This window comes from Variovorax flavidus, from assembly GCF_030317145.1.
Classification (GTDB): Bacteria; Pseudomonadota; Gammaproteobacteria; order Burkholderiales; family Burkholderiaceae_C; genus Variovorax; species Variovorax flavidus.
The window spans coordinates 694100-717251 of record NZ_JASZYE010000003.1 but is presented as its reverse complement, the minus strand read 5'-3'; the positions used below and the strand labels follow the sequence as shown (position 1 = coordinate 717251).

20 protein-coding genes and 1 tRNA gene are annotated in these 23152 nt (G+C 65.3%); 13 read left to right on the top strand and 8 right to left on the bottom strand.

Features of this window, described 5'->3' with window-relative positions:
• Positions 1-6 precede the first annotated feature (6 nt).
• The gene (gene nirB / locus QTH90_RS18610) at positions 7-2472 is read right to left on the bottom strand and encodes a nitrite reductase large subunit NirB (protein ID WP_286666042.1); all 2466 of its coding nucleotides are present in this window, start codon (positions 2470-2472) and stop codon (positions 7-9) included.
• 65 nt (positions 2473-2537) lie between these two features.
• On the opposite strand from nirB, the gene QTH90_RS18605 reads away from it, so the two are divergent.
• A complete protein-coding gene (locus QTH90_RS18605) occupies positions 2538-4250 on the top strand; it encodes a bifunctional protein-serine/threonine kinase/phosphatase (protein WP_286666041.1) in 1713 nt (570 codons plus the stop codon).
• A gap of 116 nt (positions 4251-4366) precedes the next feature.
• Here QTH90_RS18605 and QTH90_RS18600 read toward each other — a convergent pair whose 3' ends face one another.
• Positions 4367-5626 carry an MFS transporter gene (locus QTH90_RS18600; RefSeq protein ID WP_286666040.1) on the bottom strand — a complete coding sequence of 420 codons (1260 nt, stop codon included), beginning with the start codon at positions 5624-5626 and terminating at the stop codon, positions 4367-4369.
• 254 nt (positions 5627-5880) lie between these two features.
• Between QTH90_RS18600 and QTH90_RS18595 the strand changes: the two genes are divergently transcribed.
• Positions 5881-7155 carry an ANTAR domain-containing protein gene (locus QTH90_RS18595; RefSeq protein WP_286666039.1) on the top strand — a complete coding sequence of 425 codons (1275 nt, stop codon included), beginning with the start codon at positions 5881-5883 and terminating at the stop codon, positions 7153-7155.
• A gap of 34 nt (positions 7156-7189) precedes the next feature.
• Here QTH90_RS18595 and QTH90_RS18590 read toward each other — a convergent pair whose 3' ends face one another.
• The 4 genes from QTH90_RS18590 to QTH90_RS18575 form a co-directional block, all read right to left on the bottom strand.
• Complete coding sequence (locus QTH90_RS18590) at positions 7190-7999, bottom strand: ABC transporter ATP-binding protein (RefSeq protein ID WP_286666038.1); 810 nt, start codon at positions 7997-7999, stop codon at positions 7190-7192.
• A complete protein-coding gene (gene ntrB / locus QTH90_RS18585; RefSeq protein ID WP_286666037.1) occupies positions 7996-8907 on the bottom strand; it encodes a nitrate ABC transporter permease in 912 nt (303 codons plus the stop codon). The genes QTH90_RS18590 and ntrB overlap by 4 nt, the downstream gene beginning before the upstream one ends.
• A gap of 10 nt (positions 8908-8917) precedes the next feature.
• Positions 8918-10162 carry a CmpA/NrtA family ABC transporter substrate-binding protein gene (locus QTH90_RS18580; protein WP_286666036.1) on the bottom strand — a complete coding sequence of 415 codons (1245 nt, stop codon included), beginning with the start codon at positions 10160-10162 and terminating at the stop codon, positions 8918-8920.
• 333 nt (positions 10163-10495) lie between these two features.
• Entirely contained in the window at positions 10496-11752 is a 1257-nt protein-coding gene (locus tag QTH90_RS18575; protein ID WP_286666035.1) for a nitrate regulatory protein, read from the bottom strand.
• 91 nt (positions 11753-11843) lie between these two features.
• Between QTH90_RS18575 and tsaD the strand changes: the two genes are divergently transcribed.
• Positions 11844-12893: a tRNA (adenosine(37)-N6)-threonylcarbamoyltransferase complex transferase subunit TsaD gene (gene tsaD, locus QTH90_RS18570; RefSeq protein WP_286666034.1), complete on the top strand. Its 1050-nt coding sequence runs from the start codon at positions 11844-11846 to the stop codon at positions 12891-12893.
• On the opposite strand, the gene QTH90_RS18565 is transcribed toward tsaD, so the two are convergent.
• Positions 12841-13578 carry an alpha/beta hydrolase gene (locus QTH90_RS18565; RefSeq protein ID WP_286666033.1) on the bottom strand — a complete coding sequence of 246 codons (738 nt, stop codon included), beginning with the start codon at positions 13576-13578 and terminating at the stop codon, positions 12841-12843. The two genes, tsaD and QTH90_RS18565, sit on opposite strands and share 53 nt — an antisense overlap.
• A 195-nt stretch (positions 13579-13773) precedes the next feature.
• Entirely contained in the window at positions 13774-14145 is a 372-nt protein-coding gene (locus QTH90_RS18560) for an Hsp20/alpha crystallin family protein (RefSeq protein ID WP_286666032.1), read from the bottom strand.
• A 124-nt stretch (positions 14146-14269) separates the two neighbouring features.
• On the opposite strand from QTH90_RS18560, the gene QTH90_RS18555 reads away from it, so the two are divergent.
• From QTH90_RS18555 to QTH90_RS18510, 10 genes are all read left to right on the top strand, one after another.
• Positions 14270-15550 carry a branched-chain amino acid ABC transporter substrate-binding protein gene (locus tag QTH90_RS18555; protein ID WP_286666031.1) on the top strand — a complete coding sequence of 427 codons (1281 nt, stop codon included), beginning with the start codon at positions 14270-14272 and terminating at the stop codon, positions 15548-15550.
• 1 nt (position 15551) lies between these two features.
• Entirely contained in the window at positions 15552-16736 is a 1185-nt protein-coding gene (locus QTH90_RS18550) for a pyridoxal phosphate-dependent aminotransferase (protein WP_286666287.1), read from the top strand.
• Between the two features lie 187 nt (positions 16737-16923).
• Entirely contained in the window at positions 16924-17190 is a 267-nt protein-coding gene (gene rpsO, locus QTH90_RS18545) for a 30S ribosomal protein S15 (RefSeq protein WP_007837783.1), read from the top strand.
• 206 nt (positions 17191-17396) lie between these two features.
• Positions 17397-19718, top strand: coding sequence for a polyribonucleotide nucleotidyltransferase (pnp, locus tag QTH90_RS18540; RefSeq protein WP_286666030.1), 2322 nt, complete (start codon positions 17397-17399; stop codon positions 19716-19718).
• Positions 19719-19802: 84 nt separating this feature from the next.
• Entirely contained in the window at positions 19803-20801 is a 999-nt protein-coding gene (locus tag QTH90_RS18535; RefSeq protein ID WP_286666029.1) for an NAD(P)H-quinone oxidoreductase, read from the top strand.
• Positions 20802-20812: 11 nt separating this feature from the next.
• Positions 20813-21562, top strand: a complete 750-nt coding sequence (gene tpiA, locus QTH90_RS18530) for a triose-phosphate isomerase (protein WP_286666028.1) — start codon at positions 20813-20815, stop codon at positions 21560-21562.
• A gap of 37 nt (positions 21563-21599) precedes the next feature.
• Positions 21600-22028, top strand: a complete 429-nt coding sequence (secG, locus tag QTH90_RS18525; RefSeq protein WP_286666027.1) for a preprotein translocase subunit SecG — start codon at positions 21600-21602, stop codon at positions 22026-22028.
• Between the two features lie 120 nt (positions 22029-22148).
• Positions 22149-22233, top strand: a tRNA-Leu gene (locus tag QTH90_RS18520).
• A gap of 59 nt (positions 22234-22292) precedes the next feature.
• Entirely contained in the window at positions 22293-22652 is a 360-nt protein-coding gene (locus QTH90_RS18515; protein ID WP_028248911.1) for an NADH-quinone oxidoreductase subunit A, read from the top strand.
• A gap of 15 nt (positions 22653-22667) precedes the next feature.
• Positions 22668-23147 (top strand): NuoB/complex I 20 kDa subunit family protein, encoded by a 480-nt coding sequence (locus tag QTH90_RS18510; RefSeq protein WP_012748606.1) that lies wholly within the window; start codon positions 22668-22670, stop codon positions 23145-23147.
• The last annotated feature ends 5 nt before the right edge of the window (positions 23148-23152 follow it).

The following is a 23152-nucleotide window of genomic DNA, read 5'->3' as shown; positions in this document are numbered from 1 at the left end:
CTCCCCTCAGGCCGGATGCGCGGCGGCGCTCGTGATGTCGACGACGGCGACAGGCTTGAACTGGCGCACATCGACCGAGGCCTGGCTCGATTCGAACCACGGATCGGGCTCGCCATCCAGTGCAAACTGGAGCCGCTCCCAGAGTGCCTTGCGGCCTTCCGCGTCTTCGAGGACCCGCTTCTTCACGTGGTCGAGGCCGACGCGTCCGATGTAGTGCACCGTGCGCTCCAGGTACCAGCCTTCCTCGCGGTAGAGCTGGAGGAAAGCGCCGGCGAACTCCATCACTTCCTCGGCGGTCTTCACCTTGACGAGAAACTGCGCGACTTCGGTCTTGATGCCGCCATTGCCGCCCACGTAGAGCTCCCAGCCCGAGTCGACACCGATCACGCCAACGTCCTTGATGCCGGCTTCGGCGCAGTTGCGCGGGCAGCCGGAGACGGCGAGCTTGACCTTGTGCGGCGAGTACATGGCCCACAGCGCCCGCTCCAGGTCCTTGCCCATCTGCGTCGAGTCCTGCGTGCCGAATCGGCACCACTCGCTGCCCACGCAGGTCTTCACCGTGCGCAGCGACTTGGCATAGGCAAAGCCCGAAGGCATGCCGATGTCCTTCCAGACGCCTTCGAGGTCTTCCTTCTTCACGCCCAGCAGGTCGATGCGCTGGCCGCCGGTGACCTTGACCGTCGGAATCTTGTACTTGTCCGCCGCGTCCGCAATGCGGCGCAGTTCATCGGGCGTGGTGTGGCCGCCCCACATGCGCGGGATCACCGAATAGGTTCCGTCCTTCTGGATGTTGGCGTGGCTGCGCTCGTTGATGAAGCGGCTCTGCGGATCGTCCTTCGCCTCCTTGGGCCAGGTCGAGATCAGGTAGTAGTTGACGGCCGGGCGGCAGGTCGCGCAGCCATTGGGCGTGCGCCAGCCGAGATTGCGATACACCGCGTCGTGCGTCAGGTAGTGCTCCTTGCGGATGGCATCGCGCACGTCCTGGTGGCTCACGTCGGTGCAGCCGCAGACGGCTTTCTTCTTCGGCGTGGCCGAGTAGTCGCCGCCTGCGGTGAACATCAGGATCTGCTCGACCAGGCCGGTGCACGAGCCGCATGACGCGCTGGCCTTGGTGTGCTTCTTGACCTCTTCGAGCGTGAACAGTCCCTTGTCCTTGATCGCCTTGCAGATCGTGCCCTTGTTGACGCCGTTGCAGCCGCAGACTTCGGCGTCGTCGGGCATCGATGCGGCCTTGCTGTGGCCCTCGTGCCCCGTGTCGCCGATGTTGGATTCGCCGAACATCAGCTTGTCGCGGATGTCGTGCACGCTGCGCCCGTCGCGCAGCAGCTTGAAGTACCAGCTTCCGTCCACCGTGTCGCCATACAGGCAGGCGCCGACCAGCTTGTCGTCCTTGATCACCAGCTTCTTGTAGACGCCGCCGAAGGGGTCGCTCATCACGATCTCCTCGGTGCCCTCGCCGCCCATGAACTCGCCCGCCGAGAACAGGTCGATGCCGGTGACCTTGAGCTTGGTCGAGGTCAGCGAGCCCATGTAGCGACCGATCCCGAAATGCGCGAGGTGGTTGGCCGCGACCTTGGCCTGTTCGAAGAGCGGTGCGACCAGCCCGTAGGCAATGCCGCGGTGCGCCGCGCATTCGCCGACCGAATAGATGCGTGCATCGGTCACGGTCTGCATGGTGTCCGTGACGACGATGCCGCGGTTCACGTGCAGGCGCATCTTCTCGGCCAGCCCGGTGTTGGGGCGGATGCCGACGGCCATCACGACCAGGTCGGCCGCGACCTCCGTGCCGTCCTTGAAGCGGATCGCCTTCACCCGTCCGTCTTCGCCGCCGACCAGGTCCTGCGTCTGGGCGCCCATGAGGAACTTGAGGCCGCGGTCCTCGAGCGACTTCTGCAGCAGCTTGCCGGCCACGTCGTCGAGCTGGCGCTCCATCAGCCAGGGCATGACGTGCACCACGGTGACATTCATGCCGCGCAGCATCAGGCCGTTGGCGGCCTCGAGGCCCAGCAGGCCGCCGCCGATGACGACCGCGTTCTTGTGCGTGCGCGCGGTCTCGATCATGTAGTCGGTGTCGGCGATGTCGCGGTAGGCGATCACCCCTTTCAGATCCTTTCCGGGCACGGGGAGAATGAAGGGATTGGAGCCCGTGCACATCAGCAGCCGGTCATAGGCGGCCTCGGTGCCGTCCTCGGCGCGCACGATGCGCTTGACGCGGTCGACCTCCACCACCTTCTTGCCGGCGTGCAGCGTGATGTGGTTCTCGGCATACCACTCCCAGCTGTTGAGCACGATCTCGTCGACCGTCTGCTCGCCCGCGAGCACCGGCGACAGCAGGATGCGGTTGTAGTTGGGATGCGGCTCGGCGCCGAACACGGTGATGTCGTAGAGGTCGGGCTCGATCTTGAGGAGTTCCTCGATGGTGCGCACGCCGGCCATGCCGTTGCCGACCATCACGAGTTTCATCTTCTTCATGGGGTGGGGCCTTTCGTGGATTTCGATCAAGCGAGCTGCCCGGGACGCACGTGGAGAATCGCGCCATGAGCTTTGAAGTGGACATCGGCTACAGCAGCCAGCGCGGGCCGCGCGAGGTCAACGAGGACTTCGCCGGCGCGGTGCATGCGCCGCGCGGCGAGGAAGCGCGCGGACTGATCGCGGCCATTGCCGATGGCGTGTCGACCGGTGGACGCGGCCTGGAGGCCGCGCAAACCACGGTGATGGGGCTGCTGGGCGACTACTTCGCCACGCCCGACACCTGGGAACCGACCGTGGCGCTGGACCGGCTGATCGGTGCCCAGAACGCCTGGCTGGCCGACCACAACCGCCGGCGCCAGGGCAGCGGCACCGCGCTCACCACGCTGACCGCGCTGGTGTTGCACGGACAGAGCTACACGCTCGCGCACGTCGGCGACACGCGCGCCTGGCGCGTTCGCGCGGATGGCGAGGCCGCCATGCCGCTGACCCACGACCATGCCTTGGAGCATCCCGATTTGCGCAGCCGGCTGACGCGCGCCGTCGGCCTGGACGACCAGGTGCGCGTCGATTACGTGCAGGGGGACGTGCGCGTCGGTGACTGCTTCGTGCTCAGCTCCGACGGCGTGCATGGGGCGCTCAAGGCGCAGCAGGTCGCCTCGATCGCGTTGAAGGGCAGCGCGGGCGAAGCCAGCGATGCGCTGGTGCATGCCGCACTGGCCGCGGGGACCCGCGACAACGCGACTGCGCTGGTGATTCGCGTCATCGGACTGGATGCGCGGCAACTCGACGACGAGTTGGGCGACGTGCGGCGGCTGACGCCGCCGCCCCCGCTGAAGGTGGGCGACGAGATCGACGGCTACGTCATCACGGCCCTGGTGGCCGATACCGGCGTGCACCTGCTCTACCAGGCGCGCCAGCCGGGCACGCGAGCGCTGGTTGCGCTCAAGACCTTGCATCCGTCGCGCGCCGGCGATCCGCAGGAGCGCGCGATGCTCGCGCACGAAGCCTGGTTGGGGCTGCGCGTGAGCGCCCGTGCCGACAGCGGCTTCGTGCGCGTTCACGAACGCGCCGGGGATGCGAGCGCGCTGTACACCGTGTTCGATTGGCATGGCGGCCGTACCCTCGAGCAGATGCAGAAATCCGGCCGACGCGGCGCGGTCGCCGAAGTCGTGGCCGCGGCGATCGAAGTGACCCGCGCGCTCGGACGGCTGCATCGCCACGGCGTGGTGCATCGAGACATCAAGCCGGGCAACCTCCACCTCGGCGATGACGGACGCTGGCGCATCCTGGACCTGGGCGTCGCGTTGTCCGGACGCGAAGGCGCGGCCCAGCGGGAACTGCACGCCGGGACGCCGAGCTACATCAATCCAGAGCAGTGGGAGGGTGGCGTTGCCGACGGGGCGAGCGACCTCTTTGCATTGGGCGTCACGCTCTACCAGTGGCTTGCCGGGCGCTTGCCCTACGGCGAGATCGAGCCCTACCAGGTCGCGCGCTACCGGCGCGATCCGGCCGCGCTGTCGCGCATCCGGCCCGATGTGCCGATGTGGCTCGACCATCTGGTGCGCAAGGCCGTCGCGCGCGATCCGCGGGAGCGCTTCGAGACCGCCGAGGAATTGCTGCTGGCGCTGGAGCGGGGTGCTTCGCGTCCCGTCAATGCCCCGAGCGCCACGCCGCTCGTTCGCCGCGATCCGGCGGCGCTGTACAAGATTGCGCTCGGCGTGTCGTTGCTGCTCAATGCGCTGCTGGTGTTCTGGCTGCTCTTCTTGCCCCGGACTTGAGCACACCCCCACGCTCGCGCACTGCGTGTCGCTCTCCACCCCCTTGCAGGTGGCAATGCCGGCGGACCGGCGGAGCCGGGTCCGCGGAATTCCTGGCATGAGGGTTGTGGGGGGGGTCATGCGTTGCGGGCTTTGGTGAACTTGGCGGGGGCAGGCTGGTGCGTCGTGGTGCGGGCGCGGCCGCCTTTTTCGGCCCAGGTGCGGGTCCAGCGGATCTGCATCACGCGCATGACGCCGAGCATGACGAGGGAGAGTGCGGCGAAGAAGACAAAGCCCCAGAGGTAGCTGCCGAGGTATTGCTTCGAAAGGCCCATGGCGTTGGGCACGAGGCCGCCGCCGAGCGCGCCGATCTCGCCGATCATGGAGCCGGCCACCGCCGTGCTGGCGGGCCAGCGCAATGGCACGAGCTGGAACAGTGCGCCGTTGCCCGCGCCGAGTGCGGCGAAGCAGGTGATCAGGAGCAGCGTGGTGAGCGTCAGGGATGCCGACGACAGGCCCACCAGCACCAGGCTGATCGCCACCACCAGCAGGACCAGCGTCAGCGTGTTGACACCGCCCCAGCGATCGGAAATCCAGCCGCCGATCACGCGCACGGCGGCGCCCATGAAGGCCGCCAGCATGGTGAGTTGGCCCGCCTGCACCTTGCTCACGCCGAACTGGTCGTAGTAGTACGAGGGCAGGAAGGTCGTGAGTCCGATGAACCCGCCGAAGGTCACGCCGTAGATCAGGCTGAACACCCAGCCGTCCTTCTCGAACAGACAGGCGATGTGCTCGCGGAAGCTCGCGTGGCTGTCGACGTCCGGCGGCTCCTTGGCGTAGACGATCATCACGACCATCGGCAGCAGGATCGCGATTGCCGCGACGCCGTACACGCTCTGCCAGCCCAGCCATTGCGCGAGCGGCGGCGCCACCAGCACCGACACCGCGGTACCGACATTGCCCGCGCCCACCAGACCCATGGCGAGCCCCTTGTGCTGCGGCGGGAACCAGCCCGAACCGAGCGAGAGCGCCACGCCGAAGCTCGCGCCCGCAATGCCCAGCAGCACGCCCATGGCGATCAGGTCGTTGAAGCTCTTCACGAAGAAGAATCCGAACAGCATTGCGACGGCGATCAGACCCATCTCCACCAGGGTCGCCTTCTTGCGGCCGATGTATTGCGACAGGATGCCCAGCGGAAAGCGCATCAGCGCGCCGGCAATGATCGGCACCGACAGCATCAGGCCCTTCTGCGCCGGCGACAGGTTGAACGTTTCGCCGATGAAGGGCGCCATGGCGCCGTTGAGCACCCAGATGCAGCACGAGAAGGCGAAGTACAGGAAGGCCGCGAACAGCGTCGGGCTGTGGCCTGAGTGCAAGAAGGTCTTGAAGCTGGACATGGCTCTCAATGCGAAATGCCGCGGCGCGGCCGTTGGCGGGCCGTGTTTTCGGGCGAGGTGGGGGTGGCGTGCCGGCAGCGGGCGCCGGCCGCGTGAGGGGTGTGTCCGGCCTCTGTGCTGCCGGGTTGCGTGCAGATGCCTGCCGCTTCACCAAAGCGGTGCTTCGTTACACCGCGCGTCGTTTTACGCAAGAGACGTGCCAGTGTGCGCAGGCCGGCGTGACCTATGCTTTCGACTCCAGAACGAAGCCTGCCGTGAATCCCTTTCTTGTTGTCCTGCCCCACGAAGCCACGGATCTCCCCGAAATGCTGCAGCGGGCACTGGCCAGCCCTGAAGCCTCGGCGATCGAACTTGCGACCAGCCGCACGATGGTCATGCGGACCGAAATGCTCGAGCCTCGAGAAATCCTGATCTGCGTCCCCGAGCCGACACAGGATCTCCTGGATGCACTGAAGGCATGGTCGGGCGCACCGCCTTGTGCGCTGTGTCTCGTCTGCGCCCCGGTGACTCGCGACGCGCATGAGAACCTGGTGGCACTCGGCGTGCACGCCTGGGAGTCGATCGAGGCCCTGGACGCGCAATCGCTCGACGCGGTGCGTGGCCGCGCGCGTGCCCGCTGGCAGCGGGAGGCCGCCTTGCGCACCGAGCTGGAATCGCTTCGCACCCGCATGGACGAGCGCAAGTGGATCGATCGCGCCAAGGGCCTGCTGATGTCCGCGCGAGGCATCGGCGAGGACGAGGCCTTCGGTCTGCTGCGCGGTGCGGCCATGCATGCCAATCTGCGCCTGGGCGAAGTCTCGCGCTCCGTGGTCGAGGCGTCGCGCTGGGCCGAAGCGATCAACCGCGCCGGGCAATTGCGCATGCTCTCGCAACGATTGGTGCGCGTGGCGGCGCAGTCGCTGCTCGGCATCGACGCGCGGCGAGCACGCGTCCTGCGAACGCAGTCGTCCGAGCGGGTGCAGGACAACCTGGATCATCTGGTTGCCCTCGGACTCCAGGACGCCGGCGCGCAGGCGCTGGCCGATGCGCGCCAGGCGTGGCACGCCCTCGAGACGGCGCTCGCGGTGCGCCTCGGGCCCCGCACGCTGGCCGATATCGATGCGCGCGCCGATGCCTTGCTGTCGGCCGCCGAGGCCCTCACCGACGCGCTGGAAGCCTCCGGCGCGCGGCGTGCGCTGCGCATGGTCAATATCTGTGGACGCCAGCGCATGCGTGCGCAGCGCCTCGCCAAGGATGCGTTGCTGGCGACCACTTTCCCGGCCGACGCCCCGCTCAAGCAACTGGCGCCGACCATGGACGAGTTCGAGTCCGCATTGCTCGAACTGGAGCGCGCGCCCCTGAGTTCGCCCGACATCCGTGCCGCACTGGCGGTTGCGCGCGACGAATGGCTGCAACTCGTGCACGGCGTGCGCGAAGTCGACAGCGCCTCAGGGCGCGCCGCACTGGTGCGTTCCAGCGACGCGCTGGTCGACACCTTCGACCATCTCACCGCGTCGTACGAACACAGCCTGCAGGTCATCATGTCCTGACTCCGGTCGAACGCGTCGTCCGGCGGGCAGCCGCTCAGGCGGCAGCCTTCTCCACGTGCGCCTGACGGGTATACAGAAAATCGATCACGGCCTTGCGCGCGTGCACGTACACCGGGTCTTCGGCCAGATCGACGCGGTTGCGCGGGCGCGGGATGTCGACTGCCAGCACTTCACCGATCGTGGCGGCGGGGCCGTTGGTCAGCATCACGATGCGGTCCGACAACAGCACGGCCTCGTCCACGTCGTGGGTCACCATGACGACGGTGCTGTGCGTCTTCTGCACGATGGCGAGCAGTTCGTCCTGCAGCTTGGCGCGGGTGAGGGCATCGAGGGCGCCGAAAGGTTCGTCCATCAGCAGCACCTTGGGCTCCATCGACAGCGCGCGGGCGATGCCCACGCGCTGCTTCATGCCGCCGGAGATCTCGCCGGGGCGCTTCTGCGCGGCGGCCGTGAGGCCGACCAACGCGAGCGCCGCCTCGGTACGCGCCTTGAGTTGCACCCTGCCTTCGGTCGAAGCGAACACGCGCTCGACGGCGAGGTACACGTTCTCGTAGCAGGTGAGCCACGGCAGCAGCGAATGGTTCTGGAACACCACCGCGCGCTCCGGACCAGGGCCCTTGATCTCTCGATTGGCGCAGAGCAGCACGCCCTGCGTCGGCGTGGTGAGCCCGGCGATCAGGTTCAGCAGCGTCGACTTGCCACAGCCCGAGTGCCCGATGAGCGTGATGAACTCGCCCTTCGCCACGTTGAGGGTCACGTCGCGCAGTGCGAGAAAGCTGCCCTTGGCCGTCTTGAAGCGCTGCTCGACACCCTGGATCTCGATGTACTTGCTGTCGTCGTTCATGACTTGACCTCCTCGAACGTGAATGCCGTGGCGATCTTGATCAGCGCGAACTCGAGCACGAGGCCGACGATGCCGATGACGAAGATCGCGATGATGATGTTGGCGACGTTGAGGTTGTTCCACTCGTCCCACACCCAGAAGCCGATGCCCACGCCGCCGGTCAGCATTTCGGCCGCGACGATCACGAGCCAGGCCGTCCCGACTGCAAGCCGCACACCGGTCAGCATGTAGGGCAGCACGGCAGGGAAGAGGATCTTGGTGAAGATCTTCCATTCGCTGAGGTTCAGCACCTTGGCGACGTTCATGTAGTCGCTCGGCACGCGCTGCACGCCGACGGCGGTGTTGATGATCATCGGCCAGATCGAGCAGATGAAGATGGTCCAGATGGCGGCCGGATTGGCACCCTTGAAGACCAGCAGTCCGATCGGCAGCCAGGCCAGCGGCGAGACCGGTCGCAGCAGGCTGATCAGCGGGTTGAACATGCGGGAGAGGAACTCGAAGCGTCCGATCGCGAAGCCCGCCGGAATGCCCACCGCGGCCGCCAGGCCGAAGCCGAGGCCCACGCGCTGCAGCGAAGAGAGCACGTTCCAGCCCACTCCCTGGTCGTTGGGTCCCTTGCTGTAGAAGGGGTCGCTGAACACCGTCAGGGCTTGCTGCCAGGTTGCCAGCGGCGAGGGGAAGCCGGTGGTGCTTTTCAGCGCAACGAGTTCCCAGATCAGGATCAGCAGCGCGAAGCCCAGAAGAGGCGGGAGCACGCGCAGCCACAGGCCGCTGAAATCGCGCGGCGTGCGTGGCTCGGGGTCCACCTGCCTGGCCATGGCCGCGCGCCTGGCAACGGCAACGGTCTTCGCAGCGACCGGCATCGCCGGGGTCGCGTCAAGGGGGGAGTGAAAGACGGCACTGACCATGGTGCGCTCCTCAGACATGGACCTTGAACGAATCGGCGTACTGCTTCGGGTTCTTGCCGTCCCAGACGACGCCGTCGAACAGCTTGCTGCTGCGCATCGTTTCCTTGGGCACGGAAGTCTTCGTGGCAGCGGCGGCCTGCTTGTAGATGTCGATCTGGTTGATCTGCGTCGCCACCTGCAGATAGTCCGGATGCTCTTTCAGCAGTCCCCAGCGCTTGTGCTGCGTGAGGAACCACATGCCGTCCGACAGGTACGGGAAGCTGACCGCACCGTCGTTGTAGAACTTCATGTGGTTGGGGTCGTCCCAGTTCTTGCCGAGGCCGTTGGTATAGCGGCCCAGGATGCGCTGGTTGATCGCATCCACACTGGTATTGACGTAGCTCTTGTCTGCGATGGTCTCGGCCATCTTGTTCTTGTTCTGCAAGCCGGCGTCGATCCACTTGCCGGCCTCGAGGATGGCCGCCGTCACCGCGCGCGCGGTGTTCGGGTACTTCTTGACGAAGTCGCCGGTGGTTCCGAGCACCTTTTCGGGGTGATCCTTCCAGATGTCCTGCGTCGTGATGGCGGTGATGCCGATGCCATCCATGATCGCGCGCTGTCCCCACGGTTCACCCACGCAATAGCCGTCCATGTTGCCGACGCGCATGTTCGCGACCATCTGCGGCGGCGGCACGGTGATGACCTTGGCGTCCTTCAGCGGATCGATGCCGTTGGCGGCCATCCAGTAGTAGAGCCACATCGCGTGCGTGCCTGTCGGAAAGGTCTGCGCGAAGGTGTATTCGGCCTTGTTGGCGGCCATCACCTTGGCCAGCGACGCGCCGTCCACGGCGCCCTTGTCGGCGAGCTTCTTCGACAGCGTGATCGCCTGGCCGTTGTTGTTGAGCGTCATCAGCACGGCCATGTCCTTCTTGGGGCCTCCGATGCCGAGGTGCACGCCGTAGACCAGGCCATAGAGCACATGCGCGAAGTCGAGCTCGCCGTTGACGAGCTTGTCGCGCACGCCGGCCCAGCTCGCTTCCTTGCTGGGCACGATCTTCACGCCGTACTTCTTGTCGATGCCGAGCACCGAGGCCATGACGACGCTGGCGCAGTCGGTGAGCGGAATGAAGCCGATCTTGACTTCCTCCTTCTCGGGCTTGTCCGAGCCTTGGGCCCAGACGGCAGCACGCAGCGCGGGGTCGAGCCCCACGACGCCAGCCGCGGCGGCCTGCAGCACGCGTCGGCGACTCAGTTTGGATGTCAGCGAATCGGTCATGGGGCGAACTCCGAAGTGGAAACAGGGCAATGCAGAAAAACAAAAAAGGCGTCCTCACCGCGCAGGGCTGCTCGAAAACGAGCCCTTGCGGGTGGGGACGCCTTTGTCCGGTTCGGTGGGCTGCACCCGCCGTTGGATGCCGCCTGCCTTCAGACCTTCGTTGGTCTATGGGTGGGTTGATTGCAAGCTACGTGCCAGCGCATTTCGAGATCCGGTTGCTATAAAAATGATAGCTTCGGATCAACGTCTGCATTGGATTGGAAGGGGGTTGCGCTCCGATTTCGACGGAAGCCCGATTGTTGTGCGGCGCACCATTCCGGATTGGCGGCACGCTCAGGACGACGCATCCTTGGGCAGGTATTCGGCCATGGCGAGCACCGACTCGGCGACATCGATCAGCCGCCGGTTCTGGTTCATGGCGGTCTGGCGCAGCATCTTGTGCGCCTCCTGTTCACTGATCCGGCGATGCGCCATCAGGAGGCCTTTCGCGCGCTCGACCAGCTTGCGCTCGTTGAGGGCCGCGCGCACGGTGCCGAGTTCGTCGCTCATCGCCTGGAGCCGGTGCGATTGCTCCTGGACCATGTCGAGGATCGACCGTTCGAGCTGCCGGCCGTACGGCGCGGGGTCCGGCGTCGCCGGCCCGTCGAAGAACGCGGCGGATGTTGCATCCGGCTGTCCGCTGACCTTCGCGAGCAGTGCCTGGTGAGCCTGCAACTCCACGCGCGCTTGCGTGTTCTTCTGCTGGCAGATCCGGTGGAGGTCGTCGGCAAGGCGTTCCTCGATGGACCGCATCGCGTCGATCCGCCGCGTGCAGCAATCGAACCATGTCTGGCTCAGCTCGGTATCCAGCGCAACCCCCACCGGCGCCGCGCAGGCGATGCGGCGGAGGCGCTCCAGTTCGGCCATCTGCGTGGTCGGCAGGCTCGCACGCCAGATGTCTACGAGGTCCCGCGCCGAGAACTCGGTGAACACCTGGAAGCACCGCTCCTGCGAGTCGATGAGGTGCAGCCATTGTTGTTGCCGGGTGCTGTCGTTGTGGCCCGAGGCGAAGGCGGCGGCACCGCAGGCGCGTTCCTGCCCCGCGAACTCCTTGCCCTGCATGAAGTTGAAGAGCGCCACGAGCACGCGCGAGACTTCCGGATCCGTCGCGCCGTCGGCCGCTTCGAACACCACGGCGAGCAGGCCCGCGATCAACTTGACGAAGGCGGCGGTCGATTCGGCAGCATCCACCTCCAGCGCGCCGATGCGGCGACGCAGTTCCGGTAGCGCATCCAGCCCCGGCAACACCCACGCAATGCGGCTGAACAGTCGCGCGCCGTTGCCGATGCGGGCGGTCTCCGCCTCCAGTTGCTCGAAACCCATCCGCGTCGCTTCTTCCATTCGCAGGCACTCCGCGATCTGCTCGTCACGTTGTGCAGCGAAGCGCTGGCCTTGCGACGCCAGCAACACGTTCGAGATCCCCCGTTCGCGCTGCAAGGCATGCACCAGGCGGCTGATCGTCCCGACCAGCTGGCTGGTCCGGTCGAGTTGCTCCAACCCCTCGATCTCGCATCGCAGGGCGGCAACCAAAAAGCTCAAACCGGATTTCATCGTGTATTCAAGTCTCTATCTATATACCTGGGGGTGAGCCCATTCCAGCAACATCCGTGCCCCGAAAGCGGGCGCAACCTACACTTGCCGGATGTTTGTATTGGGAATCGAATCGTCTTGCGACGAAACCGGGGTTGCACTCGTCGAAGCCGGGGAGAGCGGCCTGCCTCGCCTGGCCGCGCACGCGTTGCACAGCCAGATCGCCATGCACCAGGCTTACGGCGGCGTGGTGCCCGAACTGGCGAGCCGCGACCACATCCGCCGCGTTCTTCCGTTGGCGCAGGCCGTGTTCGACGAGGCCGGCCAGAAGCTCGCGGACGTGGACGTCGTGGCGTACACGCGCGGGCCGGGACTGGCGGGTGCCCTGCTGGTCGGCGCCGGCGTGGCTTGCGCGCTGGGAGCGGCGCTGGGCAAGCCGGTGCTCGGCGTGCATCACCTCGAAGGGCATCTGCTGTCGCCTTTCCTGAGCGCGGACCCACCGGAGTTTCCCTTCGTCGCCTTGCTGGTGTCCGGTGGGCACACGCAACTGATGCGGGTCGACGGGGTGGGGCGCTACGAGCTGCTGGGCGAAACCATCGATGACGCTGCCGGCGAAGCCTTCGACAAGAGCGCCAAGCTCATGGGCCTCCCCTATCCGGGCGGTCCCTGGCTTGCCAAGCTGGCGGAAGGCGGCGATGCGGCGGCGTTCAAGCTGCCGCGCCCCCTGTTGCACAGCGGTGACCTCGACTTTTCGTTCGCCGGCCTCAAGACGGCCGTTCTCACGCAGGCCAAGAAGCTGGGCGGCGAGCTTGAAGCGCGCAAGGCCGATCTCGCGGCATCGACCCAGGCCGCGATCGTGGAAGTCCTGCTGAAGAAATCCCTGGGAGCCGTTGAACAAACGAACCTGAAACGGCTGGTGGTCGCCGGAGGCGTGGGCGCCAACCGGGCGCTGCGCGAGCAGCTCAACGCGGCGTGCGCAAAACGCGGGGTGCGCGTGCACTATCCGGAGCTGCACCTGTGCACCGATAACGGCGCCATGATCGCCATGGCTGCCGCGATGCGTCTTCAGGCCGGCATGCAGTCGCCGACCGAACGCTACGCCTTCGACGTCAAGCCGCGATGGCCGCTGGCGTCGCTGACAGAGGCGTCACCGCTCGCGTAGAGCCGTTTCCGGCGTGCGACGGGAGAGGGAGTACGTCGAGCACCTTGCGCCAGAGCTTCGACCATTGGGGCCAGTCGTGTCCGCCTTCGGTGGTGAACACGCGGCCGGCCGGCAGCGCATCCGCCAGCAGTTGGTGGTTCGATGCGAAGCGATCGCTGAGCCCGAATCCCAGATACAGCGGCGGCAGGTTTGCGGCGCGCTTCGGCGATGCATATTGCTGGAGCCAGGGCCAGAGCTTGCGATCGACTTCCTCGTCGGGCGGCGGACCGTCGGGTGCCTTCCAGGCGCGCAGGCCGCCGGCCTTGTGGATTTCCGCCCCGATCGGGCGGCGTCCGAGATAGGGCGCCAGCGCCACGATGCCATCGACGGCACCCGGCTTTGCCAATTCGTGGATCAGCGCGCCGAAGCCGCCGATCGAAATGCCCACGAGCCAGATCGCCTTGTAGCCCAACGAGCGCTGCGGCTGAATGACGTCGTGGTGCAGGCGTTCGATGAAAGTCTGGTCGTAGTAGTACGACACGTCGGCATCGACGAGGAGGGCATCTGCGGCCAACTCGCGTTCCCGGACGGCATGGATGAAACCTTCGCGCTCGAATTCTTCAGGCTTGAGAAACGCCCCCGGGAGGAACACCAGCAGGGTGTCCGAACGGGCATCGTCGACTGCAAACTTCAAGTGCGTTTTCATGTTGCTTCGTCGGGCGCCTCGCGTCGGCTGCCATCGCAGTCCGCACGCTTCCGGCGCAGGTTAAGAGGAAAGCATTGAAAAAATCGTCACAGAACGTGACGAAATACGCACCGATTGTGAGTCAAAAACGCGTCGGGCCGGCAACTGAAAGTTACCGGCCCGTGTATTGCCTTTTTTGAATTGGAGGCGTCGGCTTCAGTTGATGGCGAGCTGGGCGACGTTGCTGACCGGAACCAGCTTGCCGAGCTTGAGCGTCAGCACGCCGTTTTCGAGCTTTGCTTCGCTTGCGGCGACGTCGATGTCTTGCGGCAGCTCGTAGGCGGCCTTCAACTGGCGCTTGGCTTCGGCCTTGCTCTCGATGCGAACCACGGCGCCTTCGATGCCGATCGTGAGGTCTTCACGCGACAGGCCGGGGACGTCGAGCGTCAAGGTCCAGGTCTTGTCGTCCTGCTCGACATTGAGCGAGCGCTGAGCGCCGGAAAATGCCTCGTTGACGAAGCGTTCCAGGCTGCGGTCGTACGAACGCGGGACGAAGCGGGCGGTGCGAATGGCAGGTGCGAAAAACATGATGAGAACTCCTGGGCGTTGAGGATGAGGACAAGAATGTGTGTCCCGTACACTGCGCGGCGTTTCAACAAGACCAGTGCCGCATGCCACCTCAACTAGGAGCGGCCCCAGGGACTTTCAAGCAATGAATCCAAGCTTTATTTGCCGTCGCGCCGCCTTGAAATTCGGCGCCTCGGCACTATGCGCATCGGCGTTGGGTCTGGCCCGGGCGCAGCCCGCAGCCCCCATCCGTATCGCGCTCGTCGAGGGCCTGAGCGGCCCCTTCGCCAACACCGGCGAGGCCGTGTTCCGCAATCTGCTGTGGGCAGTCGAGCGCGTGAACGCACGAGGAGGCGTCAAGCTGCCAGGCGGCGCCCGACAACTGCAACTGGACCGCTACGACAGCAAGAGCCAGAACGAAGAGGCTTTGTCGGCACTGCGCGCCGCGATGGACAACGATGCGCGCATCGTGCTGCAGGGCAACTCGTCGGCCACTGCCGGAGCGCTGATCGACGCGATCGACAAGAACAACGAGCGGGATGCATCGCGTCGCGTGCTGTTCCTCAACTACGCGGCTGTCGATCCGGTGCTGACCAACGAGCGCTGCAGCTTCTGGCATTTCCGCTTCGATGCGCATGCCGACATGCGCGTCACCGCCCTGATGGACGTCCTGAAGGACAACAAGGCGCTCCAGCGTGTCTACCTGATCGGCCAGGACTACAGCTTCGGCCAGGCGGTGCTGCGCGAATCCAGGCGGCAACTGGGGGTGCTGCGTCCGGACGTGAAGATCGTCGGCGACGAGTTGCATGCGATCGGCCGCGTCAAGGATTTCGCCCCCTACGCGAGCAAGATCCTGGCGAGCGGCGCGCAGGCGGTCATCACCGGCAATTGGGGCAACGACCTGACGCTGCTCGTGAAGGCGGCGCGCGAAGCTGGCTTCAACGGCACCTTCTATACCTTCTACGGCAACGCCCTCGGTGCGCCGGCCGCCATCGGCGATGCCGGCATCGGTCGCGTGGTCGCGGTGGCCGACTGGCTGCCAAACGTGCAGACGCCGCAGTCCGAGGCCTTCTACCGGTCCTTCCGCGAGCGTTTCCCCAAGGCTGCCGACGATTACGTCCACATGCGCATGCAACTCATGATCGAGGCGCTGGCGCAGGCGATTGAAGGTGCGGGCAGTGTCGACACCGTGGCAGTGGCACGCGCGCTCGAAAAGGCCAACGTGACGCTCGCGGGCCAGAGCGGCCACATGCGCGCTGCCGACCATCAGTTCCAGCAGAGCCTTGTCGTCGGCGTCATGGACCGGCAGGGTACGCCTGGCGTGAAATTCGACGTCGAAGGTTCCGGCTACGGCTTCCGCGTCGTGAAGACGATCCCGGCCAGCCGCGCCGAAATGCCCACCAGCTGCCAGATGCAGCGCCCCTGAAATCCAAGGAAAAACATCGATGCGCGAAGCCATCCACAACCTCGAAGCCTCCAAGATCCGCGAAGTCGCCAACGCCGGCCTCGGGCGCAGCGACGTACTCGCGTTCTGGTTCGGCGAGAGCGACGAAGTCACGCCCGAGGTCATCCGCCAGGCGGCCATCGATTCGCTGCAGCGCGGCGAAACTTTCTATGCGCACAACCTGGGCTTGCCCGAACTGCGTGAGGCCGTCGCCAAGTACATGAGTGGCCTGCACCCGAAGATCGAGTCGTCGCGTATCGCGATCACCTCCGGCGGCGTCAGCGCGCTGATGCTGGCCGTGCAGGCGCTCGTCGATGCGGGTGACGAGGTCGTCGCCATCACCCCGGTGTGGCCGAACCTCACGGCGCAACCGGCGATCCTCGGCGCGAAAGTCCGCTGCGTACCCCTGGTGCCTACGGGAGGACAGTGGACTCTCGACCTCGCAGCGCTGCGCGCCGCAGTGACGCCCGCGACCAAGCTGCTCATCGTCAACGCACCGAACAACCCGACAGGCTGGACGCTGACTCGGGCGGAGCAGCAGGCGATCCTCGAGCATTGCCGCGCGACCGGCACCTGGATCCTCGCCGACGAGGTCTATGAACGCCTGTACTTCGAACCCACGCCCAATCGCTGTGCACCCAGCTTTCTCGATGTCGCCGCACCCGACGACCGCCTGGTGGTGGCCCATAGCTTCTCCAAGAGCTTCCTGATGACGGGCTGGCGCCTCGGATGGCTCGTGCTACCCCCCGCGCTGATGGACGGCATGGGCAAGCTGATCGAATTCAACACCTCCTGTGCCAGCGTCTTCACCCAGCGCGCCGGCGTCGCCGCATTGGCGCACACCGAGGAAATCACCCCCAACATCGTCGCGCACCTGAAATCCTGCCGCGACACCCTGGTCCCCTTGCTGGCCGACATCCCCGGAGTGGAGGTGGCCCCGGCCCGCGGCGGCATGTACGCCTTCTTCAAGCTCCACGGCTTCGAAGATTCCCTGGAAGTGGCCAAGCGCCTGGTGGCCGAAGCCGGCCTGGGATTAGCCCCCGGCAACGCCTTCGCGCCCGAGGCGCAAGGCTGGCTCCGCTGGTGCTTCGCATCCAAGGACAAGCAGCGCCTGGTCGAGGGCGTCAACCGCCTGAAGCGCTGGCTGGCCGCGCAGCAGAAGTCGTGAAACACCGCGGATCCGGCTCCGCCGGTCCGCAGGGTGTTGCCCCCGGCAGGGGGTAGGCGAAGCGACACGAAGTGCGCGCAGCCTGGGGGCGAGCTATAATCCCAAAGCTTTGCATGCCGCAAGGCGCACGGTGCGCGCAGTTCCAGCACACACCGCAAGTCAAACATCCCGGAACAAGGAAAATCAAATGATCGCAGCCTCCATCAAGGCCGAAGTTGTCAAGGACAACGCCCGCGCCGCCAACGATACCGGCAGTCCCGAAGTGCAAGTTGCACTGCTGACCGCCCGCATCAACGAACTCACCCCGCACTTCAAGACGCACGCCAAGGACCACCACGGTCGTCGCGGCCTGCTGCGCATGGTGAGCCGCCGTCGCAAGCTGCTGGACTACCTCAAGTCCAAGGACGCCGACCGCTACACCGCGCTGATCGCCAAGCTGGGTCTGCGCAAGTAAGCCGAATCGCATGCAAGAACGCCTGGGTTAGTCCGCTAGCTCAGGCGTTTTTTACTTCGGAGCCGCCAAACAGAGCGAAGCTGTGTCATTCCAACGAGGTTCCCTTCGAGCTTCTCTGGAATGGCATCGTGTTCTGAGAAGCGCTCCGGCCCCGCGGGGCCTGTGACACCACAGGTCGAGCCGCTATCAAAAAACAGGAGCTGAACATGAGCCTCTTCAACAAAGTCACCAAGTCCTTCCAGTGGGGCGACAAGACCGTCGTCCTGGAAACCGGCGAAATCGCGCGCCAGGCGACTGGCGCCGTCAAGGTGGACATCGAGGGCACCGTGGTCCTGGCGACCGTGGTCGCTTCCAAATCCGCCAAGCCCGGTCAGGACTTTTTCCCCCTGACCGTCGACTACATCGAGAAGACCTACGCCGCGGGCAAGATTCCGGGCAGCTTCTTCAAGCGCGAAGCCAAGCCCAGCGAACACGAAACGCTGACCAGCCGCCTGATCGATCGTCCGATCCGCCCGCTGTTCCCCGAAGGCTTCCTGAACGAAGTGCACGTGGTCATCCACACGCTGTCGCTCAACCCCGAAGTCGACGCCGACATCGCCGCCATGATCGGCACGAGCGCCGCCCTGTCGATCTCCGGCATTCCCTTCAGCGGCCCGATCGGCGCTGCCCGCGTGGGCTACATCAACGGCCAGTACGTGCTGAATCCGGGCCAGACGGCACGTAAGGATTCGCAGATGGACCTGGTCGTGGCCGGCACTGAAGCCGCCGTGCTGATGGTCGAATCCGAAGCCCTGCAACTGAGCGAAGAAATCATGCTCGGCGGCGTGGTGTTCGGCCATGAGCAAGCCAACATCGCGATCAACGCGATCCATGAACTCGTGCGCGACGCCGGCAAGCCGGTGTGGGACTGGCAGCCGCCGGCCGAAGACGAAGCCTTCGTCGCCAAGGTCAAGGGCCTGGCCGAGGAAAAGCTCCGCGCCGTCTACCAGATCCGCAGCAAGCAGGCACGCACGCAAGCCCTGCGCGAAGCCAATGCCAGCGTCATGGAAGCACTGAAGGAGGGTGGCGAGCCCTTCGACGCGGGCAAGGTCAACGACCTGCTGTTCTCGATCGAATCGAAGATCGTTCGCGGTCAGATCCTGTCGGGCGAGCCCCGCATCGACGGCCGCGACACGCGCACCGTGCGCCCCATCGAAATCCGCAACAGCGTGCTGCCGCGCACTCACGGCTCGGCCCTGTTCACGCGCGGTGAAACCCAGGCGCTGGTCGTGACCACGCTGGGTACCGAACGCGACGCGCAGCGCATCGACGCGCTGGCCGGCGAGTACGAAGACCGCTTCCTGTTCCACTACAACATGCCTCCCTTCGCCACCGGCGAAGTCGGCCGCATGGGTTCCACCAAGCGTCGTGAAGTCGGCCACGGCCGCCTTGCCAAGCGCGCGCTGGTCGCTTGCCTGCCGAGCAAGGAAGAATTCCCGTACACGATCCGCGTCGTGTCGGAAATCACCGAATCGAACGGCTCCTCGTCGATGGCTTCGGTCTGCGGCGGCTGCCTCTCGATGATGGACGCCGGTGTCCCGATGAAGGCCCACGTGGCCGGCATCGCCATGGGCCTGATCAAGGAAGACAACCGCTTTGCGGTGCTGACCGACATCCTGGGCGACGAAGATCACCTCGGTGACATGGACTTCAAGGTCGCCGGCACGACCAACGGCATCACCGCGCTGCAGATGGACATCAAGATCCAGGGCATCACGAAGGAAATCATGCAGGTCGCGCTGGCGCAAGCCAAGGAAGCCCGCATGCACATCCTCGGCAAGATGCAGGAAGCCATGGGCGAGGCCAAGGCCGAAGTCTCGAGCTTCGCCCCGCGCCTGTTCACGATGAAGATCAACCCCGAGAAGATCCGCGACGTGATCGGCAAGGGCGGCTCCGTGATCCGCGCGCTGACCGAGGAAACCGGTACGCAGATCAACATCGACGAAGACGGCACCATCACCATTGCCTCGACCGATCCGGCCAAGGCCGAAGAGGCCAAGAAGCGCATCGAGCAGATCACCGCGGAAGTGGAGATCGGCAAGGTCTATGAAGGCCCGGTCACCAAGATCCTCGATTTCGGTGCACTCATCAACCTGCTGCCCGGCAAGGACGGCCTGCTGCACATCAGCCAGATCGCGCACGAGCGCGTCGAGAAGGTCACCGACTACCTGAGCGAAGGCCAGATCGTGAAGGTCAAGGTGCTCGAGACCGACGAAAAGGGTCGCGTCAAGCTGTCGATGAAGGCCCTGGCCGAGCGTCCGGCCGGCATGGAGTTCAGCGAGCGTCCTCCGCGTGAAGACCGTGGCGATCGCGGCGACCGCCGTGAGCGCTCGGACCGTGGCGACCGTGGCGACCGTGGCGATCGTCCGCCGCGCACCGAACGTGCTCCGCGCTTCGAGAACAACGAGCGTGGCGGCGAGCAGGCCGAGCAACTGGTCGAGCAATTGCCGCTGCAAGAGGCGAACAACCGCGGCGACCATCAGGCCTGAAGAGGAGCGGTGGCGGAGACGCCGCCGCACTTGTAGACCGAGCAATGCCCGCCTGACCGCGGGCATTGCAGCCTAGAGAAGACCATGAAAGCCATTGAGATCACATCGTTCGGCGCCCCCGAGGTGCTGCGCATGGTGGAGCGTCCCGCGCCCGTCGCTGGCGAGGGCGAGCTGCTGATTCGCGTGGCCGCAAGCGGCGTGAATCGCCCCGACGTGCTTCAGCGGATGGGCCACTACCCTGTGCCGCCGGGTGCGTCGGACTTGCCCGGCCTCGAAGTGGCGGGTGAGATCGTGTCGGGCGACACGAAGGCGCTGGCTGAGGCCGGTTTCAAGATCGGCGACCACGTCTGCGCGCTGGTTGCGGGAGGCGGCTATGCCGAGTTGTGCGTCGCGCCCGTCGCGCAATGCCTGCCGGTTCCCAAGACGTGGAGCGACGTAGAGGCGGCCACGCTGCCCGAGACTTTCTTCACCGTCTGGAGCAATGTGTTCGAGCGCGGCCGCCTGCAGAAGGGTGAAACCCTGCTGATCCAGGGCGGTTCGAGCGGTATCGGCGTCACGGCCATCCAGCTTGGCAAGGCGCTCGGCGCCACCGTGATCGTGACCGCGGGCAGCGACGAAAAATGCGAAGCCTGCCTGAAGCTCGGTGCCGACCATGCGATCAACTACAAGACTGCCGATTTCGTCGAGGAGGCCAAACGCCTCACTGCCGGAAAAGGCGTCGACGTGGTGCTCGACATGGTGGCCGGCGGCTATGTGGCGCGCGAGATCGAATGCCTGGCCGAGGACGGCCGGCTCGTGATCATCGCGGTGCAGGGCGGGGTCAAGAGTGAAATCAATGCAGGACTGGTGCTGCGCAGGCGGCTCACCATCACCGGCTCGACGTTGCGTCCGCGGCCGGTCGCCTTCAAGGGTGCAATCGCCAAGGCATTGCGCGAAAAAGTGTGGCCGCTGCTCGAGAGTGGCGCCGTCAAGCCGGTGATTCACAGCCGCTTCGCTGCAGAGGGTGATCCCAGCGGCGCCGCGCAGGCGCACGTCCTGATGGAATCGAATCAGCACATCGGCAAGATCGTGCTGACCTGGTGAACAAGACAGACATGACAAAAAAGAAGCTGATCGCGGGCAACTGGAAGATGAACGGCAGCCTTGCTGCCAACGAGGCGCTGGTGAAGGCCCTGGTGGCGGGCGTTGCCACGCCGGCTTGCGACATCGCCGTGTGCGTGCCGGCGCCTTATCTGGCGCAGGTGCAATCGCTGGTGACCGGCTCGCCGATCGCCGTGGGTGCGCAGGATGTTTCGGCTCAGGCGCAGGGCGCTTTCACGGGCGAACAATCGGCGACGATGTTGAAGGAATTCGACGTGCGGTACGCGATCGTTGGGCACTCCGAGCGGCGTCAGTACCACGGCGAAACCGACGAGATCGTGTCGGCGAAGACGGCGGCTGCGCTGGCCAATGGCATCACGCCGATCGTCTGCGTCGGCGAAACGCTGGCGCAGCGCGAAGCAGGGGAGACCGAAGCAGTCGTCAAGCGACAACTCGCGGCGGTGATCCACGTCAATGGCCACTGCATCAGCGAAATCGTCGTGGCCTACGAGCCCGTCTGGGCCATCGGCACCGGCAAGACGGCAACGCCCGAGCAGGCGCAGGCTGTGCACGCAGTGCTGCGCGCGCAACTGCACCACGCGGCGAGCGAGCATGCGGCCGGCATCCGGATTCTTTACGGCGGCAGCATGAACGCTGCAAACGCGGCAGAACTGCTTGCGCAAGCCGATATCGACGGCGGGTTGATCGGTGGCGCGTCCCTCAAAGCCCCCGACTTTCTGCAGATCATTGCTGCGGCGCGCTGATACAGCGCGGCGGCCAACAATTTAGGAGTTAGAACGAATGAACGTGGTCCTCAATATTCTCGTGGGCGTGCAGATGCTCACCGCACTCGCGATGATCGGCCTCATCCTGATCCAGCACGGCAAGGGCGCCGACATGGGCGCGGCTTTCGGCAGTGGCAGCGCGGGCAGCCTGTTCGGCGCCAGTGGCAGTGCGAATTTTCTTTCGCGCACGACGGCGGTTCTTGCTGCCGTTTTCTTCGCCTGCACGCTGCTGCTGGCCTACTTCGGCCACTCGCGGCCCGCAGGCGGCGGCAGCCTGCTCGAACGTGCCGCGGTCGGCACGCCTGCGCCGACACCGGCGCCGGCTACTTCGGGTTCCGCTGCGGAGATTCCGTCGGGTCCTGCGCCGGCTGCCCCTGCGCCGAATGCACCGGCTTCGGCTCCGGCCGCACCCGCTTCGGGCGCCGCGCAGATCCCGGCAAAGTAATCCTGTCATCTTCTCTGCAGTCGTCGAGTGAAAACGGCTGTTTTTCAGGGTAAACTCTAAAGCTGTTCCGGAAAGCCAAAACCTCTCGAGGTTCCTCATGCCATCCGGACAGCAAAAACCGCGGTCGTGGTGAAATTGGTAGACACGCTATCTTGAGGGGGTAGTGGCGAAAGCTGTGCGAGTTCGAGTCTCGCCGACCGCACCAAATCTCACCGGCAGGAAGCCATGCTTCCTGCCGGTGGCAAGCGGTGATAGAACCCCCTGATGAACCTCGATTCCTACCTCCCCGTCCTGTTGTTCATCCTGGTCGGTGTCGGGGTCGGCGTCGCACCCCAGGTTCTGGGTTACATCCTCGGTCCTAACCGGCCCGACGCTCAAAAGAATTCCCCTTACGAATGCGGCTTCGAGGCCTTCGAAGACGCGCGCATGAAGTTCGACGTCCGGTACTACCTGGTCGCGATTCTCTTCATCCTGTTCGACCTCGAAATCGCTTTTCTCTTTCCCTGGGCTATCGCGCTCAAGGAAATCGGCCCCGTCGGCTTCTGGGCAATGATGATTTTTCTCGCCATCCTCGTCGTGGGCTTCGTCTACGAGTGGAAAAAAGGCGCCCTCGACTGGGAATGACAAGGAATCCGAAAAATGGCCATTGAAGGCGTCATGAAGGAAGGCTTCGTCACCACGACCTACGATTCGGTGGTGAACTGGGCCAAAACCGGATCACTGTGGCCCATGACCTTTGGTCTGGCCTGCTGTGCCGTGGAGATGATGCATGCGGGTGCTGCGCGCTACGACATCGATCGTTTCGGCATGCTGTTCCGGCCCAGTCCGCGCCAGTCCGATCTGATGATCGTCGCCGGCACGCTGTGCAACAAGATGGCGCCGGCGCTGCGCAAGGTCTACGACCAGATGCCTGAGCCTCGCTGGGTACTCTCGATGGGTTCGTGCGCCAATGGTGGTGGCTATTACCACTACAGCTATTCGGTCGTGCGTGGATGCGATCGCATCGTGCCTGTCGACGTCTACGTGCCGGGTTGCCCGCCGACCGCCGAGGCGCTTTTGTACGGGGTGATCCAGCTCCAGCAGAAGATTCGCCGTACCAACACGATCGCGCGCGCCTGAAGAGC

Bases quoted from the DNA above. Each gene is read 5' to 3' on its own strand.
- rpsO (WP_007837783.1), top strand. From the start codon at position 16,924: ATGATCGCAGCCTCCATCAAGGCCGAAGTTGTCAAGGACAACGCCCGC.
- QTH90_RS18580 (WP_286666036.1), bottom strand. From the start codon at position 10,162: ATGACCGATTCGCTGACATCCAAACTGAGTCGCCGACGCGTGCTGCAG.
- QTH90_RS18605 (WP_286666041.1), top strand. From the start codon at position 2,538: ATGAGCTTTGAAGTGGACATCGGCTACAGCAGCCAGCGCGGGCCGCGC.
- QTH90_RS18575 (WP_286666035.1), bottom strand. From the start codon at position 11,752: ATGAAATCCGGTTTGAGCTTTTTGGTTGCCGCCCTGCGATGCGAGATC.
- QTH90_RS18535 (WP_286666029.1), top strand. From the start codon at position 19,803: ATGAAAGCCATTGAGATCACATCGTTCGGCGCCCCCGAGGTGCTGCGC.
- pnp (WP_286666030.1), top strand. From the start codon at position 17,397: ATGAGCCTCTTCAACAAAGTCACCAAGTCCTTCCAGTGGGGCGACAAG.
- QTH90_RS18590 (WP_286666038.1), bottom strand. From the start codon at position 7,999: ATGAACGACGACAGCAAGTACATCGAGATCCAGGGTGTCGAGCAGCGC.
- QTH90_RS18510 (WP_012748606.1), top strand. From the start codon at position 22,668: ATGGCCATTGAAGGCGTCATGAAGGAAGGCTTCGTCACCACGACCTAC.
- QTH90_RS18555 (WP_286666031.1), top strand. From the start codon at position 14,270: ATGAATCCAAGCTTTATTTGCCGTCGCGCCGCCTTGAAATTCGGCGCC.
- QTH90_RS18565 (WP_286666033.1), bottom strand. From the start codon at position 13,578: ATGAAAACGCACTTGAAGTTTGCAGTCGACGATGCCCGTTCGGACACC.
- nirB (WP_286666042.1), bottom strand. From the start codon at position 2,472: ATGAAGAAGATGAAACTCGTGATGGTCGGCAACGGCATGGCCGGCGTG.
- QTH90_RS18560 (WP_286666032.1), bottom strand. From the start codon at position 14,145: ATGTTTTTCGCACCTGCCATTCGCACCGCCCGCTTCGTCCCGCGTTCG.
- tpiA (WP_286666028.1), top strand. From the start codon at position 20,813: ATGACAAAAAAGAAGCTGATCGCGGGCAACTGGAAGATGAACGGCAGC.
- QTH90_RS18600 (WP_286666040.1), bottom strand. From the start codon at position 5,626: ATGTCCAGCTTCAAGACCTTCTTGCACTCAGGCCACAGCCCGACGCTG.
- secG (WP_286666027.1), top strand. From the start codon at position 21,600: ATGAACGTGGTCCTCAATATTCTCGTGGGCGTGCAGATGCTCACCGCA.
- tsaD (WP_286666034.1), top strand. From the start codon at position 11,844: ATGTTTGTATTGGGAATCGAATCGTCTTGCGACGAAACCGGGGTTGCA.
- QTH90_RS18515 (WP_028248911.1), top strand. From the start codon at position 22,293: ATGAACCTCGATTCCTACCTCCCCGTCCTGTTGTTCATCCTGGTCGGT.
- ntrB (WP_286666037.1), bottom strand. From the start codon at position 8,907: ATGGTCAGTGCCGTCTTTCACTCCCCCCTTGACGCGACCCCGGCGATG.